The organism is Flavobacterium sp. W21_SRS_FM3, from assembly GCF_052113625.1.
Taxonomy (GTDB): Bacteria; Bacteroidota; Bacteroidia; order Flavobacteriales; family Flavobacteriaceae; genus Flavobacterium.
Map to the genome: position 1 here is coordinate 91,798 of NZ_JBGQOD010000011.1, position 25,000 is coordinate 116,797.

Sequence of the window (25,000 nt, forward strand, 5' to 3'; positions counted from 1 at the left end):
TATGAAAAATATAATTCTTTCTACACTTGCGCTTATACTAGTCGCGAGCTGTGGACATAATCCGAAATTACAGGAAACTACAAATCATAAAACAGATAAAACTGACATTGTCAATACTATTATTGATAACAAAGAAAGTTTTTATCATATTGATTTTGCTAACTATCCTTATAGCGACACCAGCCTTCCGATAGGTGTTTTTGACTCAGGCACTGGCGGTTTAACCGTTTTAAAAGCGATTGTAGATTACGACCAATATCAAAACAACTCACATCAATCAGGTGCAGATGGTGTATTAGATTTTAATAAGGAGAGTTTTATTTATTTAGCAGATCAGGCTAACATGCCGTATGGGAATTATGCTGCAGTACATAAAGAAGATTTACTAAAAGAACACATTATCAAGGATACTCAGTTTTTGATGAGTAAGAATTATTATTCTGATTTTAATGACAGATCTGTAAATACAGATAAAAAGCCAGTAAAAGTTATCGTGATTGCTTGCAATACAGCAACAGCTTATGGCAAAGAGCATATCGAAGAATTCATAAAAAAAGCAAATTCAGGTATAAAAGTGATTGGTGTAATTGATGCTGGTGTTCGAGGCGTGCTGGAAACGATGAAAAAAGATGAAAACGCTATTATAGGTGTTTTAGCTACTGCTGGTACCGTATCTTCAAAGGGATATCAAAACACCATCTTAAAATTTAAAGATGAATTAGGATTTACTGGAAATATCGAAGTCTTTTCTCAAGGAGGAGTTGGTATCGCTGAGGCAGTAGATGAAGATGCAAATTATTTCAATAAAAATCTAAAAAATCCAAGAGAAGATTATAAAGGACCAAGTTTAAATGGTGACCTGAAAATTGACAAAACCCTATTCGATATTTACAATTTCGATTTTGATAATAGTAAAATGCTTTGTGATACTAAAATTGCCGACGACTGTTCCATTTTACAAATTAATGATTCTGAAAATTATGTTCGCTTTCATCTGGTCACACTTTTAGAAAACATCCGAAAATCAAAAACCACAAATCAATTAAAATCAATTATACTTGGTTGTACACATTATCCCTATTTAATTGATGAAATAAATACGGTGTTGCAGGAATTGTATAATTACAAAGCAAAAGACGGAGCTTATTTGTACCGAAATTTCATGGCTGAAAATATTAAATTAGTTGATCCAGCAGTAAACACAGCCAAAGAACTATATGACTACCTAAATCAAAAATTATTATTTAACCCGAATGGAAATATGAAGGATAGTGAGTTTTATATCAGTGTAGCCAATAAAGACAATGTCAACACTAAAATGGATTCCGAAGGACGTTTCCCGTATGAATACAAATACGGAAGAACCGCAGGAGAAATTCAAGAGTATGTAAAAATAGTGCCCTTTAGCAGAGCAAATATTTCTGATGATATTCTTACACGTTTCCAACAGCAAATACCCTCTGTATATGATTTAATGCGGAATTTTAATCGAACAAATGACAAACTGAGCTTTTTAAATAAGAAAGATAAAATATAAAAAAGGCTCTAATTAAAAATCAGTAGATGATTTCCTAGATAATTATAAGTACTTTTTTATCTTTCCATTAATTATAATTTAAAACTAACCATGACTAACCAACCAACTGCTTTAATAACAAACGATGCTGTTGTATTAGGAATACTAATTACAATACTAGGTTTAATTTTCATCACTTCTTCTAGTGAGAAAGCTTTCTTTAAGAAATTCTACAGTGTCGTCCCTTCCGTATTATTGTGCTATTTTATTCCCGCACTTTTCAATACTTTTAATATTATATCTGGCGAAACTTCTAGTTTATACACCATCGCCTCGCGTTATTTACTACCAGCAAGTTTAGTGTTGCTCACATTGAGCATCAATTTTGTTGCCTTAAAAAGATTAGGAAGCAAAGCCGTAATCATGTTTTTAGCAGGAACGGTAGGAATAATTATTGGCGGACCATTAGCATTATATATCGTAGGTAGTTTTTTCCCTGAAGTTGCATTATCAAATGGAGAAGAGGTTTGGAAAGGTTTATCAACAATCGCAGGAAGTTGGATTGGTGGCGGAGCAAATCAAACGGCTATGTTAGAAGTCTTTGGGGCCAGTAAAAGCATGTTTGCTCAAATGATAGCTGTTGATGTATTAGTGGCTAACCTATGGATGGGCTTCTTACTGTATGGAGCTCAAAAAACAGATAAAATTGACAAATGGTTAAAGGCAGATAACACTCTAATAACTGAACTAGAGAACAAGCTAGAAGAAGAACAAGCGGGAAAAAGGCAGCCGCTTACTACTAATAATTTGATGATTATTTTAATGGTCGCGTTTGGAATTACTGGAATCGGGCACTTTTTAGCTGATATTTTAGCCCCTTTTTTTAAAGCGAATTATCCCGAATTAGAAAAATACTCTTTTACAAACGAATTCTTTTGGTTAGTAATAATAACAACAACATTAGGTGTTGTATTATCCTTCACAAAAGTGCGAAAAATGGAAAGCTACGGTGCTTCAAAAGTAGGTACCGTCTTTTTATACATCTTAGTAGCAACTATTGGAACACACATGAACTTAGGTGCCATATTTGACAATCCATTATTATTTTTGGTAGGTATCATTTGGATCACTACACATATAATCGTAATGATCATCGTAGCCAAAATTATCAAAGCGCCTTTCTTTTATGTTGCGGTAGGTAGTCAGGCTAATATTGGTGGGGCTGCATCAGCACCAATCGTTGCAGCAGCATTCAGTCCATTTTTAGCCCCTGTCGGGGTCCTGCTGGCTGTTTTGGGCTATGCAGCGGGAACTTATGGAGCTTACATTAGTGGTTTGTTATTACATCAAGTATCCTTAATAATACTTAATTAACCGTTTAAAAATAAAATATAGATAGTATCTGCTATTATAATTTTCATTTTGGTAGGCCTTCCCCAGAAGGTAGAATCTAAGGTGAAACTAAGCTTTACATTTACTCCCTCAAAGATAATTACAATTAGTCCTCTAATTACTTTACGCCAATAAATGTTTGTATGTAGTATGCTTTTAAAAAACAGATATTTTTCGATCAATTGCTCCCTCTTTTTAAGACAGATTGTAAACTTTTTAATGAATTCATTCTATTAAAATACTGTACCTGTCTTCTGGACAGGGATACTAATTTAACATGTAAGTTTTTTAGTAAAGGAAATCATATAAGTAAACCAATGTTAGACAGTCCTTTTAATAAACTAAAACTTTACGACTTACAGTTTTGCCATTATTAGTAGCAACTACAATATAAATCTCATTTTTTGTTGCCATTGTAAATTGATGAATCATTTTTCCATCCACTTCCTTATTTACAATTAATTTACCCATAATATCAAAGATTCGGATGCTAGTTTGACCTTCAATGGTTTTCAAATCTACATTTATTGCAGAACCATCATAGTAAATCCTTGCAGGAAGCTCCTTCGATTCTTCAATTACTGGCGAAAAATGGAGAATAAAACGGTCGGTAGCATCTTTTGTCGTAGCCTTAAAGTTATAATTCGGATTTTCATTCAGGTTAGTCACCGTCTTTGTTTGTTTGTCTTCTAACAAAAGGGTTGCAAAAGAGGTGCTTTCATTTCCGATATTCACAGTATAAGTCCCATTTTTTCCGGCTTTAAAGTATAATGGAACAGCTGCATTGTCATTAGTATCCGTTAAATACCTTACAGAAAGTTCCTTTTTAGAATCAAATAGGTAGGTCGAAGGAGCCGACTCTTTTCGAGAATATAATTTGAGAGCTCCAGGCTGATTATTTGTATAACCAAATTGGAGTAAGACCTCATCATAACCATACCCATCATTAGATGCAATTCTCACTTTAAGATTGTTTGCTTTACCCGTTTTTAGTTTGAGCCAGTTACTAGCGCCATTGTTAACACGTACTTGATTGTTCATACTAATATTCCCAATTGTAGCTGCTCTTACAAAGTAACCTTGCATAGGAGGTATAAATTGTGTAACCCCATTTGTACCTACAGAGCCACTAGAATTAAATACTCCATAATTATTGGCAGCAGGATTCCAAATCCACATATCATATCCCGCATCAGACGGAACGAGGTTAGAACGTGACCAACCTGAATTAGCTTTCCAGTCAATAGAAGATGGATAGGGATTTCCTATTAAATTAAACCCTCTTACCACTGCATCGAGACTCGTTCCTGTATTAGTAACTGGGATGGCTACAGTGCCATTGTTTAACAATCCAATAAACTCTTTTGTTGGATTAGGAGCTTGTGTAGAATACAAGTAGCCACGACCTACAACAAAGCTCGACGATGGATGAATCGTAGGCCAAGTTGGTGCCACAGAAGTATTTAGTTGATAGGTCCAACAGGGAGTGGGTTCATCCCAAATATATAAATCATAACCTGTTTTATTTCCATAAGTTCCTGCCGGAACCCATGGGGAGCCCGCTATTACCTGACTTGTAACTGGGCTAGATAAAAAATGCCAATCCTCCGCGGCACCATTAATATAGCGTTGAACCGTGGCTGGTACATTGTTTGAATTATGAATTAGGGATGCCGTGCCTACACTATTTGAACGTAACACAAGTCCCTTTGTGCCAACATAATTATTAATTGAACCATTAATAGTCAAGGTCTTATCAGCATCGATAGTTAAAACAGCGTTACTATTCAAATTTAAATCAGCACCTACGCTAAAATTATTTGGAATGGTAGCTACAGTTTCGCCATTAAGTTCTAGATTATTAATCACTGATGTTAAGGTGGCCGGAATAGTTTTAGAACCACTGCCACTAAGAAGCAAGTTATAATACGGGGCTTTAGCAATCAATTGATTACCAAGAGCGGAGTAACCGACAGTACCACCAGTTATAGTTAATAAACCCGAGTAGCTAGGAAAAACCGTTTCGGTATTCAACGTTCCATTAGTCAAATTTAGGTTTCCAGTAACGGATAAAGAAAACCCTTTTAATACCGTTAGTTGCAAGCCTGGGTTATTTAAAGTTAGTTCTTTTATTTGTACTGCTGTATTAATGTCTATAATATCATTTCCTGATAAATCTACGATATCTGTCCCAGTGGGAACAAAATCATAACTCCAGTTCATAGCATCATTCCATAGCGAAGTTCCAGCTCCACCATCCCATACAATAGCTGGTAAAACGCCATTAAATTCATCTGCACCAATATCTGCAGCAAATCCATTTCCAGTGTATCCAGAACTACCAAAACGGATGTCGCCATCAAAATCGACAGTTATGCCACTTATAGCAGTTCCTTTGCTTTCTATTTGATTGGCTTTTGTAGGATCAATATGCAAAAACTGAGGCGAACTTCCATCTAAGCTCAAAAACTTAGCAGTGCTTATTAAATCTTCGGTTACTGAGGCATGGTCTTTATCGCCCATTCTAGCTTTATAATCATTTAAGAGTTGATCTGAATTAGTACCGTCATTAAAAATTAAATTTTTACTAGAAGGTGCACCCCCAAAGTATAAATTATTATTTGACGTAGTTTTAAAGTTATCAGTTAATGCACCAGACCTTCTAAATGCAACTGTTAAAGCTGTACCATTAACAGTTGAAGAATTATGGATGATGTTATTTCTTAAATCAAGAGCTGCGGTAGTTGGCGTCGCATTTACAGTATGATAAATACCTGTAGTTCCAAAATTAGCGCCGGACGAAGAAGCGTTCAAATGAATGGTATTAAAGTACACATTCAAATCAGATGAAGCTCCAGTAGACCTTAAATTTATTCCTCTAATGACGTCAGTAGTAGAACTTGCGTTATTGGCTCTCAGGTCACCAACTAAATTATTTCTCAAAGTATACACTGCATTAGCAACTGCTCCTGAAACTTGAATACCATACACACCTCCTGTTCCTACACCTGAACTGCTAGACGAAAGGTCATAAATTTTGTTTCTGTAAGCTGAAACAGTGGTACCTGCAGAAATCCAAATACCATTGGCTGAACCTGTTGTTAGCGCATTGGCAGCTAAAGCATAGATCGTGTTTTGATTGACACTCAGAGTGGTACCTCCGCTTACTAAAATTCCAGTGATGGAACCAGTAGTTATATTGTTACCGTTCAAATTATAAATAGTGTTACTATAAATATTTGAAAGAGTACTGCCCGTAACAGCTATACCACGAATTGACCCTGTAGTCACACCTATTCCAGTTGTTAGATTATAAATCGTATTGTTATAAATAGATTTAGTGTTTCCTGCAGCTATCACGGCAATTCCTGTAACAGCATTTGCTGCAGTGGTTGAAGAAGTTAAGTTAGAAATGATGTTATTATAAACATTATCATTTCCAACACCCGTACTTGCTAATCCTGTGTTAATTCCAATAATGCTACCAGTACTTGTAATATTATTAATTTTATTCAATCGCGTTGCATTATTTGTACTTATGATATTAACATTTATCCCAGTAATCGCTCCAGTTCCTCCACTCCAAAAATCAAATACATTGTTCTCCACAACGCGAGTCGCAAGACCAGCTCCGGCATCAGTTAACACCAATCCATTTATAGCAGATGTACCCGATACTGTAACGTTAGAAAAATTATTGCCAGAATGAGTTGAAGTAGCATTTAAAAGAGTGGTAGGAGCAATACTTGTCATAAAAGTCACCGCTCCATTTGCCACCGTTTTAAAGAATCCCGTTACAATTTTATTATCATTTACATTTTGAATCCCATTTGTGCGCAAGGCCACACTATTGGAAATAAAAGTTATAGCTCCGCTAGTGCCCACATTCAAATTAGTAAAAGTGTTTTTACTGATGTTTTGTGTTAAAGTAGTAGCCGAATTGAATACATAAGTATGTGCTCCTGTACCGTTATTTCCTGTATAATTGATTCCCCTAAAATCATTTTCACTAATCGATAAAGCGGCCGAAGCACCACCACCAGAGTTATAAATAAAAATATGTGCTCCTGTATTTGCTCCTGTAAATGTCACTAAAGGATTAGACGCAGTTCCTAGTGCATTATTATTAATGTTAACTGTTGTACTTACAGCTCCAGTATTTCGAATAAAATTAATGTTTCCGGTTCCAGTTTGCGGCGTATTATAATTAGTCAGCGTGTTTCTAGTAATATTCAAGGTCTTTATGGCAGTAGAATTAAAAATCCCCATAAAATAAGAAGCACTGCCTGTTCCTACATTAAAAGCTTTGACAGTAAAAGTATCTAATGTATTATTTGTGATGTGAGCTTCAGTAGAAGTTCCTGCCAACGATGAATTAGTGATACCGGATACAATCCCTGTAGTTCCACTATCGATATAAATATTTTTGATTGTATTGTTATTGATTGTCAGAATAGAATTTGCCGCAGCCACAGAATTAATTCCTGTAAAAGTTCCTGCTGTATTTGTGGTATTAAGTTTAGAAATATTTTGCACAGTATTCCCATCCACAATCATGGCGGTAACTAATGACCCTATGCTTATTCCAGTTAAACTAGTGGCAACTGCCTGAGAAGAAGTCAAAAGACGAATACTTGCTGTTTGACTTAAACCAACAGAATTATTAAGAATGTTTGGAGCTGATGCATTCGTTACATAAATACCTAAAAAAGTTGTTGGTGCTGCAACTGCTGCTGTAATACCGAAATTGATCATATCAATCCCACCAATCTTATTGTTTTTTATGACACCTGCGTTACCTTTTGAACTCAAACTATTAATCCCTCTCACCAAGGAAGTATTTGCTAAGGCAGCTGTAGAAGTATTAATTGAAATACTACCATTGCCGCTTGAAGAACCTATTGTATTCCCATCAGAGCTAGTTTCGCCACCAACTATAATATTACTTCCTGTAGCTGGTAAATCGATACCATAAAAAGTAACGGCATTTGCTGCAAGAGGAACAGAATTAACTGTTATTCCTGCAATAGTATTACTCTTAATTACAGAACTAGTGAAAGGGGCGGAAGTCGTCATTGAAATCCCATAAAAACCAACTCTACCAGTAGTAGAACCATATACAGCATTAGTCCCACCAATTTGGGCAGAAGACCCACCAATATAATTTCCGTCTAGAGTATAACCCGAGCCTCCTGAAATTCTGATACCATAAAAATCGGTTGCATTAGCAAAATTAACAGACGAGACTACCGCTGCGTTATAGATGCTGTTACCGCTAATTGTCCAAGCGGTAGATCCGCTCGCCGAAATATCAATTCCTCTTTGCAAGAAATTATAAATAGCATTATTCTTTAAGGTATTTCCATTATTTTCAAAACCAGTGGATCCAGCAGAATAAATAGCCACTGGACTTGTTCCAGTTCCTACAGTTGCAATGATATTACAGTTTTCAAAACTGTTATAACTATTTCCTCCACCTATGTTGGAAGTACTGAACAAGATGACGCCGTTAGTAGCATCCGCATAAGCCTCAATTGTACAATTTTTAAAATTATTATATGTTGCACCATTTATGAATCGTATCGCTGATCCAACAGTTCCAACAGTATTGGTATTTCTAAAGGTTATGAAATTCCCGCTGCCAGAAAATCGTCCATCTACTATAAAACGGTCTGCTCCATTTAATCGAATCATTGCATTAGATACATTACCACTAATAGTCCTTATTATAGCAGCAGAGGGCACCAAAGTGGCTGTGTAATTTTTAACTCCTATTTCTCTCCACTGAATTAACGGGTTCAGTCCGTCTTCAGACAAATCAGAAATCACTTTGACTATTATATTTCCTTGTAATCCTCTACTGTTAATATCTGCAAATAAGCCTCCATTTCTCGTTAAACTCTCATAATCTCCGCCAATACCCACAGTATAATTTCCACCCATAGGTTGTGCTTTAGTGGATTCAAATTCATCGGCACCAATATCGGGTGCTGATCCTGCACCAGCATAACTTGCATTACCAAAACGAGGGTCTTGATCAAAATCTATTTCGTCTGCGGCAATTGAGGCACCTCCACTTTCAGCTAAGCTAGTCTTTGTATTGTCAAAATGCAGGAAGTCATCAGATGCACCACTGACACTTAGAAATTTAGAATCCGTTATTAAATCTTCAGAAACTGATGCAGTTTCTCTAGGGTTTACTCTAGTTTGGTAATTAAGTAAGAGATTGTCTGAATTTGCAGCATCATAGTAAATTAAATTATTTGAAGATGGTGCACCAGCATAATATAAATTATTATTACTTGTAGAAGCCAAATTATCTATAGCCGAGCTAGACCTCCTAAATGCTACGGTCAAACCCGAACCCTTATATTGTGAAATATTATTAATAACGTTATTTCGCAAATCCAGAGTAGCTGTGGTTGAATTTGCATTGGCTGTATGATAAATACCAGATGTAGAAAAGTTTGTTCCACTGGATTGCGCATTTAAATGTATTGTATTGTAGTAGACATTTAAATTTGAAGAAGCAGTTGTAGAAGTAACACTAATTCCTCTAATTACATCCGTTGTTGAATTAGCTGCTGTTGCTGTTAAATTTCCAACAATATTGTTTCTTAAAGTAACCGCAGTTCCTGCAGTTACAGAAACACCATAAACACCTCCTGTTGACAAGGCTGCACTGGCCGAAGTAAGATCGTATATTTTATTTCTATAAGCTGCAGTAGTAGCTCCGCCTGAAATCAAAACACCATTAATAGTACCAGAAGTTAAAGCATTTGCTAATAGATTATTAATCATATTGTCAAAAGTAGTAACTGTACTTCCTCCTGAAATAGTAATACCCGTAACTGACCCTGTCGTAATTGAATTACCATATAAATTAGTAATGGTATTTTCAGATGCGCCAACTGTAGTTCCGCCAGATATCGAAATTCCTCGAACTGTTCCTGATGTATTTCCTAAATTTAATGCTGAAGTAATTGTATTATTTGAGATAGAAACTGAAGTAGCAGCAGCTGTATTAAGTACACCCGCATAAGTTGAAGCTCCCGTTCCATAAACTGAAACATTTTGTATCGTATTATTATTTACACTGATGTTACCTGTAGCTGTATTTGTTATTCCATTAAAAACACATACAGCAGTCGTGCTTCCCTCTGTACCTACTTTTATAGAATTAGCGGAAGTCGTACCAATAGTATTATTTACAATCGAAAAATTTCCCGCTGCACCACTAGTGCTGATTCCATTTACTGTATATCCTGATCCCGCAATTCCATTTGTACTAATAGTATGAATAGCATTATTCTGAATCACGACGGTTCCAGTAGATGCTGCAGAGATACCAGTGAAGGTAGCTGTTCCTGTGGCTGATAAATTTGAAACAGTGTTATTGCTTGCCGTTAGATTTGTTCCTGTAGCAGTTATAGTAACCCCACTAATATTAACTGTTGTAGCTGTAGATGAAAGGGAATTTATTATATTCCCATCAATAAGTATTGTTGCGGTTGGGTTTGAAGATGTTAATCCTATTACTGTTCCTCCTGTCCCCCATGATACTAGGTTTGTAATCAAATTATTAGATATAGACAGTAAATTCGCTACACCACTATTACCTATAGTTAACCCTGTAATTGCTCCCTGACCATTAATATTAGAAAAGCTATTAGAGATAACCTCAGAAGATCCACCAAATCCATTGATATTCATACCCGTTACTGCAGCACCTCCTGTGGTCCAATTATTAAAAACGTTATCTGAAAATGATTTAGTTGATTGACCTGCATCGGTATGCACCCAGCCTGCGATGGTTGCAGCTCCTGTTAACGTAATATTCGAGAAATCATTATTTTGATGCGTTACTGTTACTCCAGCAGCAGTCGTTAGGGCCGTACTTGTGAATAAAGTAACCGTACCTCCTGCCCCACCTTTATTAAAAGCGGTAACAATTTTATTATCGCTCACAGTTTGTGACCCGTTAACTGGAATCACTACACTATTAGATATAAAAATAACATTTCCAGTAGTATTTACATCCAGATTGGTAAAAGTGTTGTTATTAATTTCTTGAGTTTTGGTTGCTGCCGAATTAGAAATGTAAGTATGTACTGAAGAACCTTGCGTGGCATGAGTAATTCCTCTAAAATCATTATCTTCTATGGTTAGTGAACTAGCATTAGTTGCTCCGGAAACGTTGATTCCCACTAAAGCACTTGCAGTTGCTACCTCAAAAGTTAGCAAGCCACCATTGGCATTCCCGAATTGATTCCCAGTGATATTTAAAGCCGTATTGATTGCTCCTGAACTTGATATACCTGTAAAAGTTCCTGTTGAAGTTCTTCTATGGCTTCTAACTATATTACTATTTATGTTCACAGTTGCATAGGCAGAAGTACTACCAATAATAGTCATCGCTCCGGTACCTGTATTAGTACCTAATCGTATGCCATTATTATTAATATCAAAAATTCCTGCGCTATTAGTCCCCGATGTATTGATACCACTAAATACAGAGGCCGCCGAACCATAAACGGAGCAGTTTTGGATGGTATTATCTGAAATACTCATAGTTGCCCCAGTCGCTGTATTCGTAATTCCGTTAAAGGTACAAACGGCTGTAGTTGTTATTCCATTTGTCCCAACAGAAATGGAGTTTGAAGTGGTTGTACTACCAATAGTATTAGAAGATACGTTATAAATCCCAGCAGCACCTGCAGTGTAAATCCCGTGAAAAATATATCCTATAGTTGCACTGCCCGCTCCAGTATTTATTCCTCCAATACTGTTATTTTGAATATTTACCGCACTTGTTGATGTAGAATAAATTCCAGTAAGATTCGTAAGCGTAGTGGCTGATGTAACAGTAATGGCGGTTGCACCAATAGGTGCTCCTACAATATTTCCAGAATCCGTACCAATATTGGCCGCACCAGCCAACACACTGATACCGCTGAAAGTACCTGGCAAAGCTATAGCTGTCGATGAGGAAATATTAATACCTGAAATAATATTCCCTTGTATACTTGATGCGACTGAAGTTCCCACAGACGTTTCAATAGCTCTAAAAGAATGTCCTATGTTACCTGTATAAGTACTCGTTCCTGTTGACGAAATGGTTGCAAATCCTATACTATTATTTGAAACGTCAAAGCCAACTCCCGTTGTTGAAAGTATTTGTATTCCTCTATGAATGACAGCCACTGTACTAGTTCTAGTACTGGACTGAAATAGTTTGTTACCACTTATGGTCCAAGATGAATTAAAACCAGCTATAAAAACACCTGTTGAAGCAATGCTAGGACTAAAATAATCTGAAATAGCATTACCCGAAACTATATTACCACTATTGTCAATAGCGGCTGATGTTCCTGAAGAATAAATAGCATTTATGGGTAGGTTCGCGCCCGCAGCTGTGATTACGTTGTTTGAAATGGTATTGTTGTCATTACCTACTCCTATAGTTGGTGTTCCTGTAGAGAAAAACAATACTCCATAAGCAACTGTAGATGCTGAACCTTGAATTGTGGTATTGGTAATCATGTTTCCAGAGGCATCATTAATGAACCTAACTGTACTTGAAGCACCTGTAGCAACATTAGAAATCGTTAGTGAATTACCGTTATTATTTAATCCATCAATAGTCACATTATCTGCTCCGTTCAGATCAATCATATGCCCTGTCACTGCACCAGAAATTAATCTTGATTGGCCTCCTTGAGGACGAATTAAAATTGTACTATAATTAGCTGAACCAGACCCACTAGCATTTAAAACTGCCGAAAGAGATTCTACAGTGTTTCCAAAGACATTAATAGTGATTGCCCCTTTATGAGTTCCCGCATTTATAGCTGTAAAAGCAGCATTTAAAGAAGTGTAACAAGCATTTACTGTTCCTAGAGTGGCTAGTACTTGGATTTGTGAAAATCCTACAGCTAGAGTTTGGGCTGTACTAGCACCACAATTGTTCACTGCTGATACCGTTATATTTCCCGTTGTACTACTTCCCGTAGTTACTGTTATGGAGTTAGTTCCAGCACCTGCTGTTATAGTCCATCCAGAAGGAACACTCCAGTTGTAAGTAGTAGCATTAGTTACTGCCGCAATACTGTAAACTTGATTCACTGTATTAGGACATTGAGTAGACGCGCCTGTAATTGTTCCTGGCGTGGCTGGTTTTGCGGGTCCAACAGTAACTGCTAAAGTTTGCAAACCACTTGTACCACAAGAGTTTGATGCAGAAACAGTTATGTTTCCATTTTGCCCAGTTGTGCCTGTAGTTACAGTTATAGCGGTGGAACCTGCCCCCGCTGTAATAGTCCAGCCAGTAGGAACTACCCAATTATAAGAAGTAGCATTAGGGACAGCTGCAATACTATAAGTTTGTGAAGTTAAAGTAGGACATTGCATTATAGCACCTGATATAGTTCCTGGAGTATTGGGCAGCGGATTAATAGTTGCGGTGACTTGGGTCCTTGTTCCCGTTGTACATCCATTACTTGTTGCATCAACCCAGTAACTTGTGGTCGTGGCTATTGAAGGAGTAGTAAAACTAGTTCCTGTTGCAATAGATGTACCTCCTATTGACGCTATATACCAGTTTATAGTACCCGAAGAAGGCACAGCTCCTAAAACTACAGTACCAGTCCCACATCTGGAGTTAGAGGTTACACTTGTAACAGTTGGAATTTGCACTACAGTAACCGTTGCTGAACTGGTCAAATCAGTTTGCATGCAACCATTAGCGTCTGTCACGCTTACTAATTTATACTCAGTAGTTACAGTTGGACTTTGATTAAATGTGATAGGAGATGGTAAATTATTAATGACTACTGGATCTCCATTTATAGTGGCAGAAAGGTTCCAAGGCCCTTTACCTGTAAAATTTAACGTAAGCGGCGTGCTAACACCTTCACAAATAGTTGTACTCCCAGATATAGTTGCAGTTGGTAGAGGATTTACTGTCAAAGTAGCAAAATCTTCTGCACCACATATATTGGCTTCGTTACTAAATAATATCTTATATTTATAATTGTTCATTCCAGCGGTCACATTGGTAAGATTTAATGAAACTTGCGTCCCGCTAGCGACAACTCCAGACTGACCTACTAAATCTGAATAGCTAATCCCGTTGTTTGTGCTCAGCTGCCATTTGTAAGAAAGTTCCGTTAATGTTGTAGTTGGTGGCGAAGTAGTTTTTACTATTGCTGCTGCCACCGCTGTAAAAAGTGCATTTTGGCCTACACACAGACCCAAGCTTACTGGAGCTTTAGTAATAGTAACAAGCACAGCTTCCTGAAATTTACTTTTCCCTCCAGCTGTTTTTATTGGTGAAGTATAGGCTGCAGCTAAGACTTTTCCATTGCCATCCACTTGACCAGCACCTACGACGCCACCGTATGTACCATCACCATTGCTGTCAACAGTAGCGCCATAGGCTTCATTCGCATCAAAACAATTATCTCCGTCACTATCTTTATCAAATTTATTCTCTATACCGTCACCATCATTGTCACAGAAGTCAATGTATAATTTTGTAATATCCGCAGAAGACAAAGCAGAAGCATAATAAACGATTTCATCCATCAAACCGCTATAATAATTGTCTGAAACTCCAAATGAGTCACCATCACTTCTACCGAAACTATGATTACTAGTATGTTTAGCAAGCTGACCAAATCCAGTAATTAAGGTACCTGATGCTTTGCCGTCCAGATACATAATCAAATCCCCATTGTTATAAGTCATAGCTACATGATGCCACGAGTTATCATCTGGAAAAACAAAGTTAGAGGTTGACACTTGTGAACTAGCTCCACCACTACGAATTGAATTTTCTAATACATTACCATTTAACCTAATAGCAAGTCCGTAGGTTCCGCCTCCTTCATCTAATAAGGTTTGTATCCCAGATAGAGAGGAGGGTTTAATCCAAAACGAATAGGTAAAATAGCTGACTGCTTGATTTAAAAAAGTTCCATCACTATATTGCAAATAAGTGGAGACCCCATTAAAAGATGCAGCATTAGAACCTTTTTTGGCTCCAGAATCATAATTAATACTTCCTGATACTACATTGTGATTGTTACCCGATACATCATTTGTTGAATTATCCAGTGGCCAATAGGCATCATAACCCGTTATTGGGTTACAATTATTTTCCATGGCATCACTTATACCGTCATTGTCATTGTCTAAATCGAATAAATCATAAATACCGTCTCCGTCAGTATCTGGTAGCGTGACTACTGTCACATTTACAGATCCATTTTGAGAACAGTTACTGGACAACTTCTCTTTTAAATTATAATTATACGTGGTACTATTACTTGGACTAACCGTAATGGTCCTTGTTGTGGCTCCGCCAGGACTCCACAAAATAGATGGGAGAAGAGGTGCATCACTATCATATTGGGGTGATCCATTAAGAGATCCACTTTCAGCAGAAGGACTATCTGACAAATCAGCAACTGTATTATCGAAATTTATGTAAACATCCAGCTCTGCATCGATAATTGGACTCTGCAACCAGTGATCTTTCTCTCCGATAATTTCTTGATTTGTTAACGCACGATTCCACAGTTTAAATTCATCTATATAGCCATTAAAATAATTATTAGCGCTAGTAGAATTATCTCCAAATCTAATTGATCCAATATTAGCTCCTATTTCAACTGCACCCGAGTGAGCAGATACGCCATCATTAGCTTTGGCTCCTTCATTAAAAGAGCCAATATTAACCCCATCTAAATACCCCTTAAAGTGATATCCATCCGTTGCATTTTTATCAAATACAAAAACAATGTTGTACCACTTACCAGTATTTATTATTTGACTAGGAGCTTGCCATGCATCATTTCCTTCCCACGCTAAAACATAGACGCGCCCATTTTCAATATACATCGAAAACCCATTAGTTCCTCCTCCTTCGTTATATAAAACTTGACGAGTATTTACTTCATTAGCCTTAAACCATAAACTAACAGTTCTGAAATCAGTAACTCCTAAATTGATTAAATTAGAATTTGAGATCTTGACATAATCTGTACTACCATTTAGCAATAAAGATTTATTTGCAAAATCAAGTGATATATCTGTAGATTTACCTTTATAAACACTTTTATTAACAGGTGCAGTGACAAGAGATTGCTGCGCAATGTAAATTGTCTTAGTTATAACGCCCTGAGAAACAGAACCATTGAATCCTTCGAAAGAAATAGAACCACGGTTGCCATTTCCCCACACAACATTTACGCTACTATTAGTGCTAGATGAAGGTGTTCCCCCTGTGATCGTCCACTTGTAAGAAGTATAAGTATTGGAAACACTGTAAGTCACAGCATCATTTTTACATACAGTGTTTTGCGCAGGAATAATTTGCGCTTGAATAAAAGAATGTATAAAAAAAACTACAAATAGGTAGAGTAATTTTGTTTTCAATATTTTTAAGATTTGGGAATTATAAAAAAATTAAAATAGCAATTAAAAATAGGAACGTTTCAATCCAATTATTTTATTTGGTGTAAAAAGCAAAGTAATAGCAGTTAATAATTACTTTTCTTTATTGTCACCCTGCAACTATTTGCTGTTCTTATCAATTCCATTATTATATTTAACTATGTAGGCATCTTTTATACCTTTAGCAGTTATTTTGTATTTCATTTTTCTAGCTTCCTGGAACGTTTTGAATTTCCCTGAAATATACCTAATCCGTTCTCCCGCTATGAACTCGTAATATACTGGATTAAAGTTGTTAAGAATTTTCGAAGGTACATATTTTTTAAATACTCCTATTTGAACACTAAAGAAATCTTCATGAATACTTGAGATTTTCTCAAAAGTAGTATTTACTCTCAAATCCATGGGTAATCCAACCCCATTTTCTGCTGTATTAACTGCAATCTGACCATTCAAATTAGGAGTCACTTCAGATATTTTTGTTCCAAATTGGTAAGCTACTATTGAAGTACCATTTATACCTCGTAACACTAACGTGTTTTTTGCAATTATAGCTCTATCTCTAGTTCGGAAAAATCCATAATAATACATTAGCTCATCTGCCTCTAATTCTTCATAGAAAACTAAATCTAAATTTTTTACTGTATTAGGAACCCCGTCATTTTTATAACGACCAATTTGAATACTATAAAAGATTTCTTTGGAATTAATTACATCACTTAAAGGCTTCGTATTTGTATTGCCGTTTGACGACGAAGATTGGACCTGGTTTTTTTTATCTGATTGTGTCAATTCGCTAGTCGCCTTCCTGTCTTTCACTGACAGATGAAAATCCAGTCCGTCAACTACAGTTCCATCTTCAGCCACTTCAATAGTGACTTTGTGTATACCAGGATTTGATTGATAACTCAGTTTATCTAATTGTTGTTGGTCAATTTTAACTGTATATTGTCCAGGCTGCAGTCCAAGGTAATAAAAATAGCCATCAGATTCACTTAAGGTCTCGGCTACTTTTAAACCATTACTATTGTATATTTCTACAATGACTCTCCCTTGCCCATTTGAATCTTTGTTAGAGTTTAAATAAACCATACCACTAACCTCTCCCATAACCACTATAGGCACTTCCACCTTTTTATACTGATTTGGATCTACTAAAACCTCATAAGAATGATGTTTAAAGTTCCAGGATATGTTATCTAAATCAGCATCCAAAAACTCCACTTTATATTTGATAAATGAATTCAAATCAGAAATCCTGACGATTGAGTCTTTAATACTAGTTGATGCACGCCCATTTAAAACCTTAACATTTTTAACAAATACAGTGCGTTCTCCAATATCTTTTTTACCGTTTCTATTCAAGTCTAAAAATGGATAAAATAATATTCCTCCTCTCCCTACTGATGAATTACTTCCTGCCTTGATATATCCGTTGTCACCACCAAATGCGATTCCACCTTGAGCACTTTGAGAAGAATTAAACCTTTTGTTATTATATGCAGCAGTAAAATAGCTGCGTGCACTATTTAGATCATAAGAGTAGCTCAATAAAAAGTTATCGGTATTGTTTTGATAATTTTTAAAGTATGCTGTTGAGAAAGACATATTTGATAAACGTTTTTCGACACTAACACCATGACGCATTAATTGATTATCCGTAAAATTATACTGAACAACAGGCCTAATAAGTAACCCATTATTTAATTTATAGGACAATGTTAAATTTGAGCTTAAAAAATAAGTTCCACCACTAATCCAGTTTGACGATAAGGAGGCATTAGCAGCATAGTTTTCATAACGACCAGAGAACAATGCCTCCATCGAATTGTAAGCAAAACCTTTATATAAGAATTGGTTGTAACTTATTTTTGTATTCCCCGTGACCTTATTGATTGCAAACGGAAAAGTGAAACGAATACTTCTCTCCTCTAAAGTCCTATTTAATGAAACTTGCTGCCCTTCGACATATTTTCTATAATCTAATTCTAAAAATGAACTACTACCTAGGGAGTAGTTGAGCAAACTTTTTAGACTGACATTATGTACGTACTCTAAATTAACAACCACCTTTGAAAAAGGTTGAAAAGCTATAGTCGCAAATGGTAAAACTGGTTGATGTGATATACTAGATAAGTATTCTACTCCACCACCAATAGTGATAAATCTATTAAAACCATAATTGAATTCTCCGCGACCATATTGACTTAAGTTCTCGTCTTCTAAAACACCCGCTACTACGTTGTATTCCAAAACTTTTGGAGGCATAAAGGTATAAGGAATGTTCATATTACGCTCCTCAATACGTTCCTCGCCTACCAACCCATAAAATTTTAGTTTTAAGGTGCTGTATCCGTATACGATGGGCACATTGAAAAGGAATAACCCAGAACCATCTGCAATGGTATGATCAACCAAAGCATCGTTAATATACAGTTCCACAGTCCAATTAGGCTCAGTAAACTCACTGATTGTATATGTACCCCTAGCCTTTCTAACCGAATTAGAGGAATTAGTAAAAGTAGCCCCTACTAATGGTGCTCGCAGGAAAGAGATACTTTGACTGTAAATTTTTCCAACTTGAGCTTGCCTAATGAACTTACTTTCATTATTTACCCAACGCCAATTATACTGCAGTTGACGAGCATCAAATTTATTTTGGCTGCTTAAAAAGAATGCCACATTTGTTTCCCCGTACAAGAACTCTGTGCCTAAACTTAAATTAACAGTACTGGCAAAAGCTTGTCCAGATGTCTCAAATGCACTGGCAGCCCAATTCATCGTTGTACCTTTAAATAAATGATATTCTCTACCCACAATGGTATCACTTACCGTTTGAGTATTAGATTGCAGCTTCGTAATATTTGTGCGTATATTCTCCAATCGAGCCTGTTTTAACTTGGGAAGCTCAAAATTTGATTCGACTTTTATAGTTAAAGACCGCGGATTATAAATTAGTTGAATGCCAAATTCATCCGCTATTAAACTTGATTTAATAAAAATGGAGTTCATCACTTGATAAATTCCATTTACAGATGAAGTAGATTTATTGCCTACAGATAGGATCTCCTTATCAATATCAATTTTATAATTATTCGATTCATATTTTATAAATCCCGTAATAGTTTTTTCAGAAACATTTACATTAATAGCAATACCTAACTGCTTAAATACTTCTTCCACATTAACAAAAACAATTTCTTCCTCAGTTATGATAACATCTGATTCAAATGAGAATAAATTATTAACATTAAATTGTAAAGGAATGACATCATAATTAGAAGCGAATGCCTGATTTTTAATTGCAATATTTTCATGCTGTGCAGAGACTGAAAACGACAGGAAAAATAAAAAAGATAAAATGTAGGTTACTTGACCTGGAAGCTCAGTCAGTGTAGAGATACGTGGATATCTAGTCTTTATAAAATTATTCATCATCTACTCTTGCTCAAACATAATTTCAAAACTGCCAGTGTAAATTCCACTTAATGAGTTGGCTGGTATGTATAGTTTTCCCCCAAGCCTTAATATGGTTATAAAATTGCAATTGTTTTGGCTAGAAAATGAATCACCGTTTTTTAAATCTGTTGCTATTCCTTCCCTTCTTGCTGGACCTAACTCCAATCTCATTGTCCCTCCCCCTGGTCGAGTTAAAAAAATAGCATCTTCAAAGTTGATTCTAACATTTCTTCCTTGACATAATCTTATATCAAATACAGCGGGCTGCGCATAAGGACTTAACTCAGATAAATATATATTTTGAATTGCAGTTCTAAATCCGTCAGTACCAATGGTTAGGATACCATCTCCGCCTCCAGTGAGGGCAAAAGTTCCAAAACTTAATTGTTGAGTTGCATTAACAGTTAAAGCTCTAGAAGGTAGTGATGGTTGTGAACAAATTACAGAGGTATATAAAAACACACTACAGAAAAGTATACTGAATTTTATATTGGAATTTGTTAAATCTAATCTCTTCATATAGGCTTAATATCGTATTTCCTGATCTTCCTTAAAATATTTTCTACAATGTGATTTCAGAAGTAGCTATAACAGTTTGATCTTCACGATCTAAATAACTAACTTTGATAACCCCTTTAAATTGCTTAGTCAAAAAACTGTCTGTGAGGGGAACTTTCATAACTCTTTTTTTAATGTTGGTATATACAGCAACACCGTTAATAGCTCCAACTTCTTTCACTTTGCCATTTGGCTGAATATATTCGACTTTTAGATCTCCATATATAGAACCACTACCTTGACGCTCAATTGTAAAGCTTATACTATTTTGCTCTTCTTTAAAGTCAATGGCAATATTTGATAGAGAAGCTTTGCTCACAACCTCTCCAACTCTTACAATTATTGGAATGCTTATGCCGAATATAGGTATTAGTTTTACACTAACTGAGGCTACACTATCTTGTAATTGTTGCCCTAGAGGAACATAATTTTTTTCTGATCTAAAGTAGAGATGCGAACGATATTCACCATCAGTCATGGCTTGATTACGCTTTAATTGCAGTATTACAGATTGACCTTCATTAGGGGCTAAAGTAACTTGACGAGGATAAATACGTAAGAAAGGATCTGCAAAGGGAGCACCTTCATCTGCTATATCGATATTAGTAAAAGATCCATCTTCATTCATTCTTCTTTGAACAAAAGAAATAGAGTAGGTGGCTGTTTCTTTTCCTGTATTAGCAACACTCAAAACTGCTTTTTGCTTAGCGCCATCTAAAATCACCCTACTTGGTGTAACATATAAATCCCCTTGAGCATGTATCTTTGGTAAAAATAAATTCACCAAAATACAGATTACGAGATATTTTACTTTTTTCATTACACTTGCGCTGATTAATTAAGTGCGAAAATACAAAAAAAAAAGAATGCACTTCACAGTACATTCTTTTTATAAAATTATATGTATAAACTAGTTGTAGTTAACAGCCACATCATAAGTTCCAGTGTAAACACCTGGATTTTGCGTTGCAGCAATATTAAGAATACCACCGACTACAAATGAGTCAGCCCCTGATGTACTTAATTTACTTGATGTTGCATCTGCACTAGCACCATTAAATCTTGCTTTTAAATTGTCGATTTTCATAGTTGTAACCGTCCCTCCAGCTGTAGCTGATGTTGTAGTAGATATGTCAATTTGAGAAGGTAATGTAACTGCATAAGTTTCATTTGGAGTACCCGAAACTGTATATGACGCTACTTGAGGCTCTTGTGTAGCTCCTGCTGCAGCTTGGGCAGCACTACCTGTATACACACGGCTACCATCTGTTTTAAGTGTAACTGTTCCAGCAGTACCATCTGTCAAAACGATAGTCCCAAAGTCTAAACCTTTTGCATTTGTATTTGACAAAGACATTACTTTTATTAATTTAGCCTTTGCATCAGTTGTTGTAGTTGCTTTTGTATCTGTTTGAGCGTTTGCATTGTTTGAGAAAGCAGCGATTGCTAATATAGCAATAATAGTAATTTTTTTCATATTAAGTAGGTTTGAATGTTAGGCGATAGAATTGGGGAATTATATCTGATTTTTTTTTTAAAATGTCAAGAACATTGTTCTTGTTTTGACGCTGCAAATAAACATCAAGAAAAAAATTAAAAAAAAAATAACTGTTAAACAACCTATAAAAACGACAAACAGCATTATTAATAGCATTAATGTCAGTAAGGTTATTAAATCCTATTTAATAAAGCCACATTTTAAAAAATTCGTTAAGAAATTAACCTATTGTGTGAAATATTATAAGAAGTAACCAAAATATTTAAATTAATTTGAAGGAATTGAAAAGTGGAAAAAAATTATAGTAGAATTAAATACTTAAACCAGTACCTAAACAATCAATTACAATGAAGTAGAATTAAATTGCTGTTTACATTAAAAAACACAATCCAAAATCTTTCTAAAATATTAATTTTGGAAAAGCACATATATGGGATTGCTATTAAATTAAGCCACTATTCGTATTCAAAACCTTAAACATTATAATTATATAAATTTTGACTAAAAAAATTCACTAATCACTGGACAATGAGCCTTTTATATGTAATACTAATGGTACTAAAGACCTAATTGTAATTAATAGTAACAGCCAAATTATTTTTAGTATTAGTGTACAGTCCTAGAGCTTGATTTTCTTTTAAATGTATTGTAGCTCCAAGGTATAATAGATCGCCTTCTTCAGTCTTTTGTTTCTCTGAATTAAACACAAACTTATTGATTATTATATCTTCTGAGCCATTGCTTACGATGTATTCATTATCAGGAATAGTTATACTATATTCCTCATTTGTTTTACCAGAAATAATAAATATCGCCGCATTTGAGACAGTAGCCATTTCAGTTTCAACAATATTATTTGAACATTTTATAGCTCCATTACTATTTGCAATAATTTCAATAGTTCCTAAACCTCCATTAGTATTGAATCCACTAAAAGCGATGTCGGCATTTTTAATGACTTGCACTGGTGCAACAATGGTGGCAGAAGCTCCAGCGCTAGCATTACATTGTGCGTTGATTCCTTTTGAAGAAATCAAGAACATCAATACTAAAATAAACCTTACTGTATCCACTGTTATCAAATTTACTATTCATTATACTTTGGTACTTTAAATCTGGATGAGAGACAATTAATAAGCATCCATTATAGAATGTTGAAATATCATAGGTGTCTAAAAGCATTCAAACTTGAAGTTCTAATCCTAAAGTAATAAATATCGGATAAAGCGACATAAATAATCGACTAAATACATTCTTTTAACTTTTATATAAGTTTTTTCTTACTTAAATATTTATTAATGAAATAAAACCGAAATCATATTGGTCATGAAGTAAGTAAGAAACAAGCAGCTTAGTATAAGGGAAAGAAGGCAGTAAAAAGTAATGATTTAATGCACTTGCAATGAAAATATTTTAACTGTCATTTTTGTTAAATGCAAGTAAATCTATCTCTAATTGTTATGCTTAATATAGGAGGATGCGTAGCGAAGGAATTTACTTGTAATACTTAAAAAAGTGAAGCGTCAAAATTATAACCAGCATGTATTTTTAAAATCCCACTTTTAAAGATAAAATACAAAAATTAGCTAAAGGAAAATTTGGGATCAATAATTATATTTGGGACAAACATATAAAAGTTGAAATTCACCCTACAGCTGATAATAAAATATTGAGAATTTAGAAGTAGTTATTTAATTTTTAACCTAAGGAATACTGATTCACTTTAATCTAATTGATAATTAAATAGAAAAAGAAATTATACATTTTTTTCATAAAATTACAAATATTCACACCGATGAATACAAAGTAGCATAATATATATCAACAGGCTTTACCTGAAATTATAGTTAAAACTTTCCCTATTACGACTAAATAGGCAGTAATAATCTATTAAATGACAATAAAATTTTTGCTAGAGGAATATAAATTACTACTGAACTAGCGTCTTTTTTAAAAACTATCATTAGATAAAAACCCCAGTAAATGCCAGTAAGTTCTGCACGTATTTCAAAATTGATTTTACAAAGTTAACATACCTATACAACAAACATCTAAGTAATTCTAAGACTGGTAAAAACAAAAAACACGCTAAAGAATGCCTGCCGTTTAGTAAAAGCGTACTCATCTAATTAATTAAGATGAATCCTCGCTTTCTAACGAGTCACTATGCGCCAAACTACTTAGTTAACTATGTGAAGAGAACAAAGTGAAATTACAACTATTATCATAGAAACTAGGGCCAATGAACTAAAAGAATTAAAGTTCAAGACACCCCTTATAGAAGAAACATACTTAAAGAGGTAAAAGTAAAAATGCCTGCAGACATGTAGTTAAAATGAAAAGATATTTCCCGAAATCCAAAATTGTTACCGATAAGTGCCATGCACAAAAATCAGCAACTCAAATCCTTAACTAATGGTACATGATAGAAAAAGAGAATACAGAATGTGAAAGACAGAAAAGCAGTGGAAAACATAGCAGTCTGGAATTAATTTACCAATGTAATTCTTAAAAACAGATTTTAACACGCAGCAAATACAAATTAGTTAAAACTTCAATTAGATGAACATCTTCTCAAACCGATAGAACAAGTTTAATCTTTGAATAATATTCTAAAATAAAAGAGGCTTATAAACTAACACAAGCCATTAGTTACAATAATGAGAAAAATGCCAGTAAAAATTCAGCTTGATTAATACTAGCACAATGATACTATAAAATGGAAGATAATAGATTAAATCTTTCAATATCATAGCAAAAACAATAAAGATACATTACGAATTAATCTTGACTTATTTTAAATATAGAGACACTTAATCCTTCTGTGAAACGATTTAAGAACAATCAAAGGAATTTAGAGCAAATCTTAGAATAGTAAGAAATGTCATAATCTTACTTTTTTTAGAGCAACTACAATATATACTAATTATGGTAGTCAACAACAGTACTGGATGATCTGAATCTATTTTAAACAAAATTTTAATTGCAATAATACTAGGATAAAAAAAAACTCCATTAAACCTAAGTTTAATGAAGTTTCTTGTACTCAGAGCGGGACTTGAACCCGCACGAACATTGCTGTTCACTGGATTTTAAGTCCAGCGTGTCTACCAATTTCA

General features: G+C 35.0%; 8 protein-coding genes. 2 read left to right on the forward strand and 6 right to left on the reverse strand.

What is annotated here, in order from left to right:
• The first annotated feature begins 1 nt into the window (after position 1).
• Positions 2–1,537 carry a glutamate racemase gene (locus tag ACEN2K_RS14100; protein ID WP_441759976.1) on the forward strand — a complete coding sequence of 512 codons (1,536 nt, stop codon included), beginning with the start codon at positions 2–4 and terminating at the stop codon, positions 1,535–1,537.
• A 90-nt stretch (positions 1,538–1,627) separates the two neighbouring features.
• Positions 1,628–2,890, forward strand: a complete 1,263-nt coding sequence (locus ACEN2K_RS14105; protein WP_441759977.1) for a DUF819 family protein — start codon at positions 1,628–1,630, stop codon at positions 2,888–2,890.
• 351 nt (positions 2,891–3,241) lie between these two features.
• On the opposite strand, the gene ACEN2K_RS14110 is transcribed toward ACEN2K_RS14105, so the two are convergent.
• From ACEN2K_RS14110 to ACEN2K_RS14135, 6 genes are all read right to left on the reverse strand, one after another.
• Positions 3,242–16,348, reverse strand: a complete 13,107-nt coding sequence (locus tag ACEN2K_RS14110) for a LamG-like jellyroll fold domain-containing protein (RefSeq protein ID WP_441759978.1) — start codon at positions 16,346–16,348, stop codon at positions 3,242–3,244.
• A 138-nt stretch (positions 16,349–16,486) separates the two neighbouring features.
• Positions 16,487–19,804 (reverse strand): stalk domain-containing protein, encoded by a 3,318-nt coding sequence (locus ACEN2K_RS14115; protein WP_441759979.1) that lies wholly within the window; start codon positions 19,802–19,804, stop codon positions 16,487–16,489.
• Positions 19,805–20,344, reverse strand: coding sequence for a DUF4402 domain-containing protein (locus ACEN2K_RS14120; protein ID WP_441759980.1), 540 nt, complete (start codon positions 20,342–20,344; stop codon positions 19,805–19,807).
• A 43-nt stretch (positions 20,345–20,387) separates the two neighbouring features.
• The gene (locus tag ACEN2K_RS14125; protein WP_441759981.1) at positions 20,388–21,203 is read right to left on the reverse strand and encodes a hypothetical protein; all 816 of its coding nucleotides are present in this window, start codon (positions 21,201–21,203) and stop codon (positions 20,388–20,390) included.
• Between the two features lie 90 nt (positions 21,204–21,293).
• Positions 21,294–21,860, reverse strand: a complete 567-nt coding sequence (locus tag ACEN2K_RS14130) for a DUF4402 domain-containing protein (RefSeq protein ID WP_441759982.1) — start codon at positions 21,858–21,860, stop codon at positions 21,294–21,296.
• A gap of 587 nt (positions 21,861–22,447) precedes the next feature.
• Positions 22,448–22,954 carry a DUF4402 domain-containing protein gene (locus tag ACEN2K_RS14135; protein WP_441759983.1) on the reverse strand — a complete coding sequence of 169 codons (507 nt, stop codon included), beginning with the start codon at positions 22,952–22,954 and terminating at the stop codon, positions 22,448–22,450.
• Positions 22,955–25,000 lie beyond the last annotated feature (2,046 nt).

Coding starts and splice junctions, on each gene's coding strand:
- ACEN2K_RS14100 (WP_441759976.1), top strand. CDS start 2: ATGAAAAATATAATTCTTTCTACACTTGCGCTTATACTAGTCGCGAGC.
- ACEN2K_RS14105 (WP_441759977.1), top strand. CDS start 1,628: ATGACTAACCAACCAACTGCTTTAATAACAAACGATGCTGTTGTATTA.
- ACEN2K_RS14115 (WP_441759979.1), bottom strand. CDS start 19,804: ATGATGAATAATTTTATAAAGACTAGATATCCACGTATCTCTACACTG.
- ACEN2K_RS14130 (WP_441759982.1), bottom strand. CDS start 21,860: ATGAAAAAAATTACTATTATTGCTATATTAGCAATCGCTGCTTTCTCA.
- ACEN2K_RS14120 (WP_441759980.1), bottom strand. CDS start 20,344: ATGAAGAGATTAGATTTAACAAATTCCAATATAAAATTCAGTATACTT.
- ACEN2K_RS14125 (WP_441759981.1), bottom strand. CDS start 21,203: ATGAAAAAAGTAAAATATCTCGTAATCTGTATTTTGGTGAATTTATTT.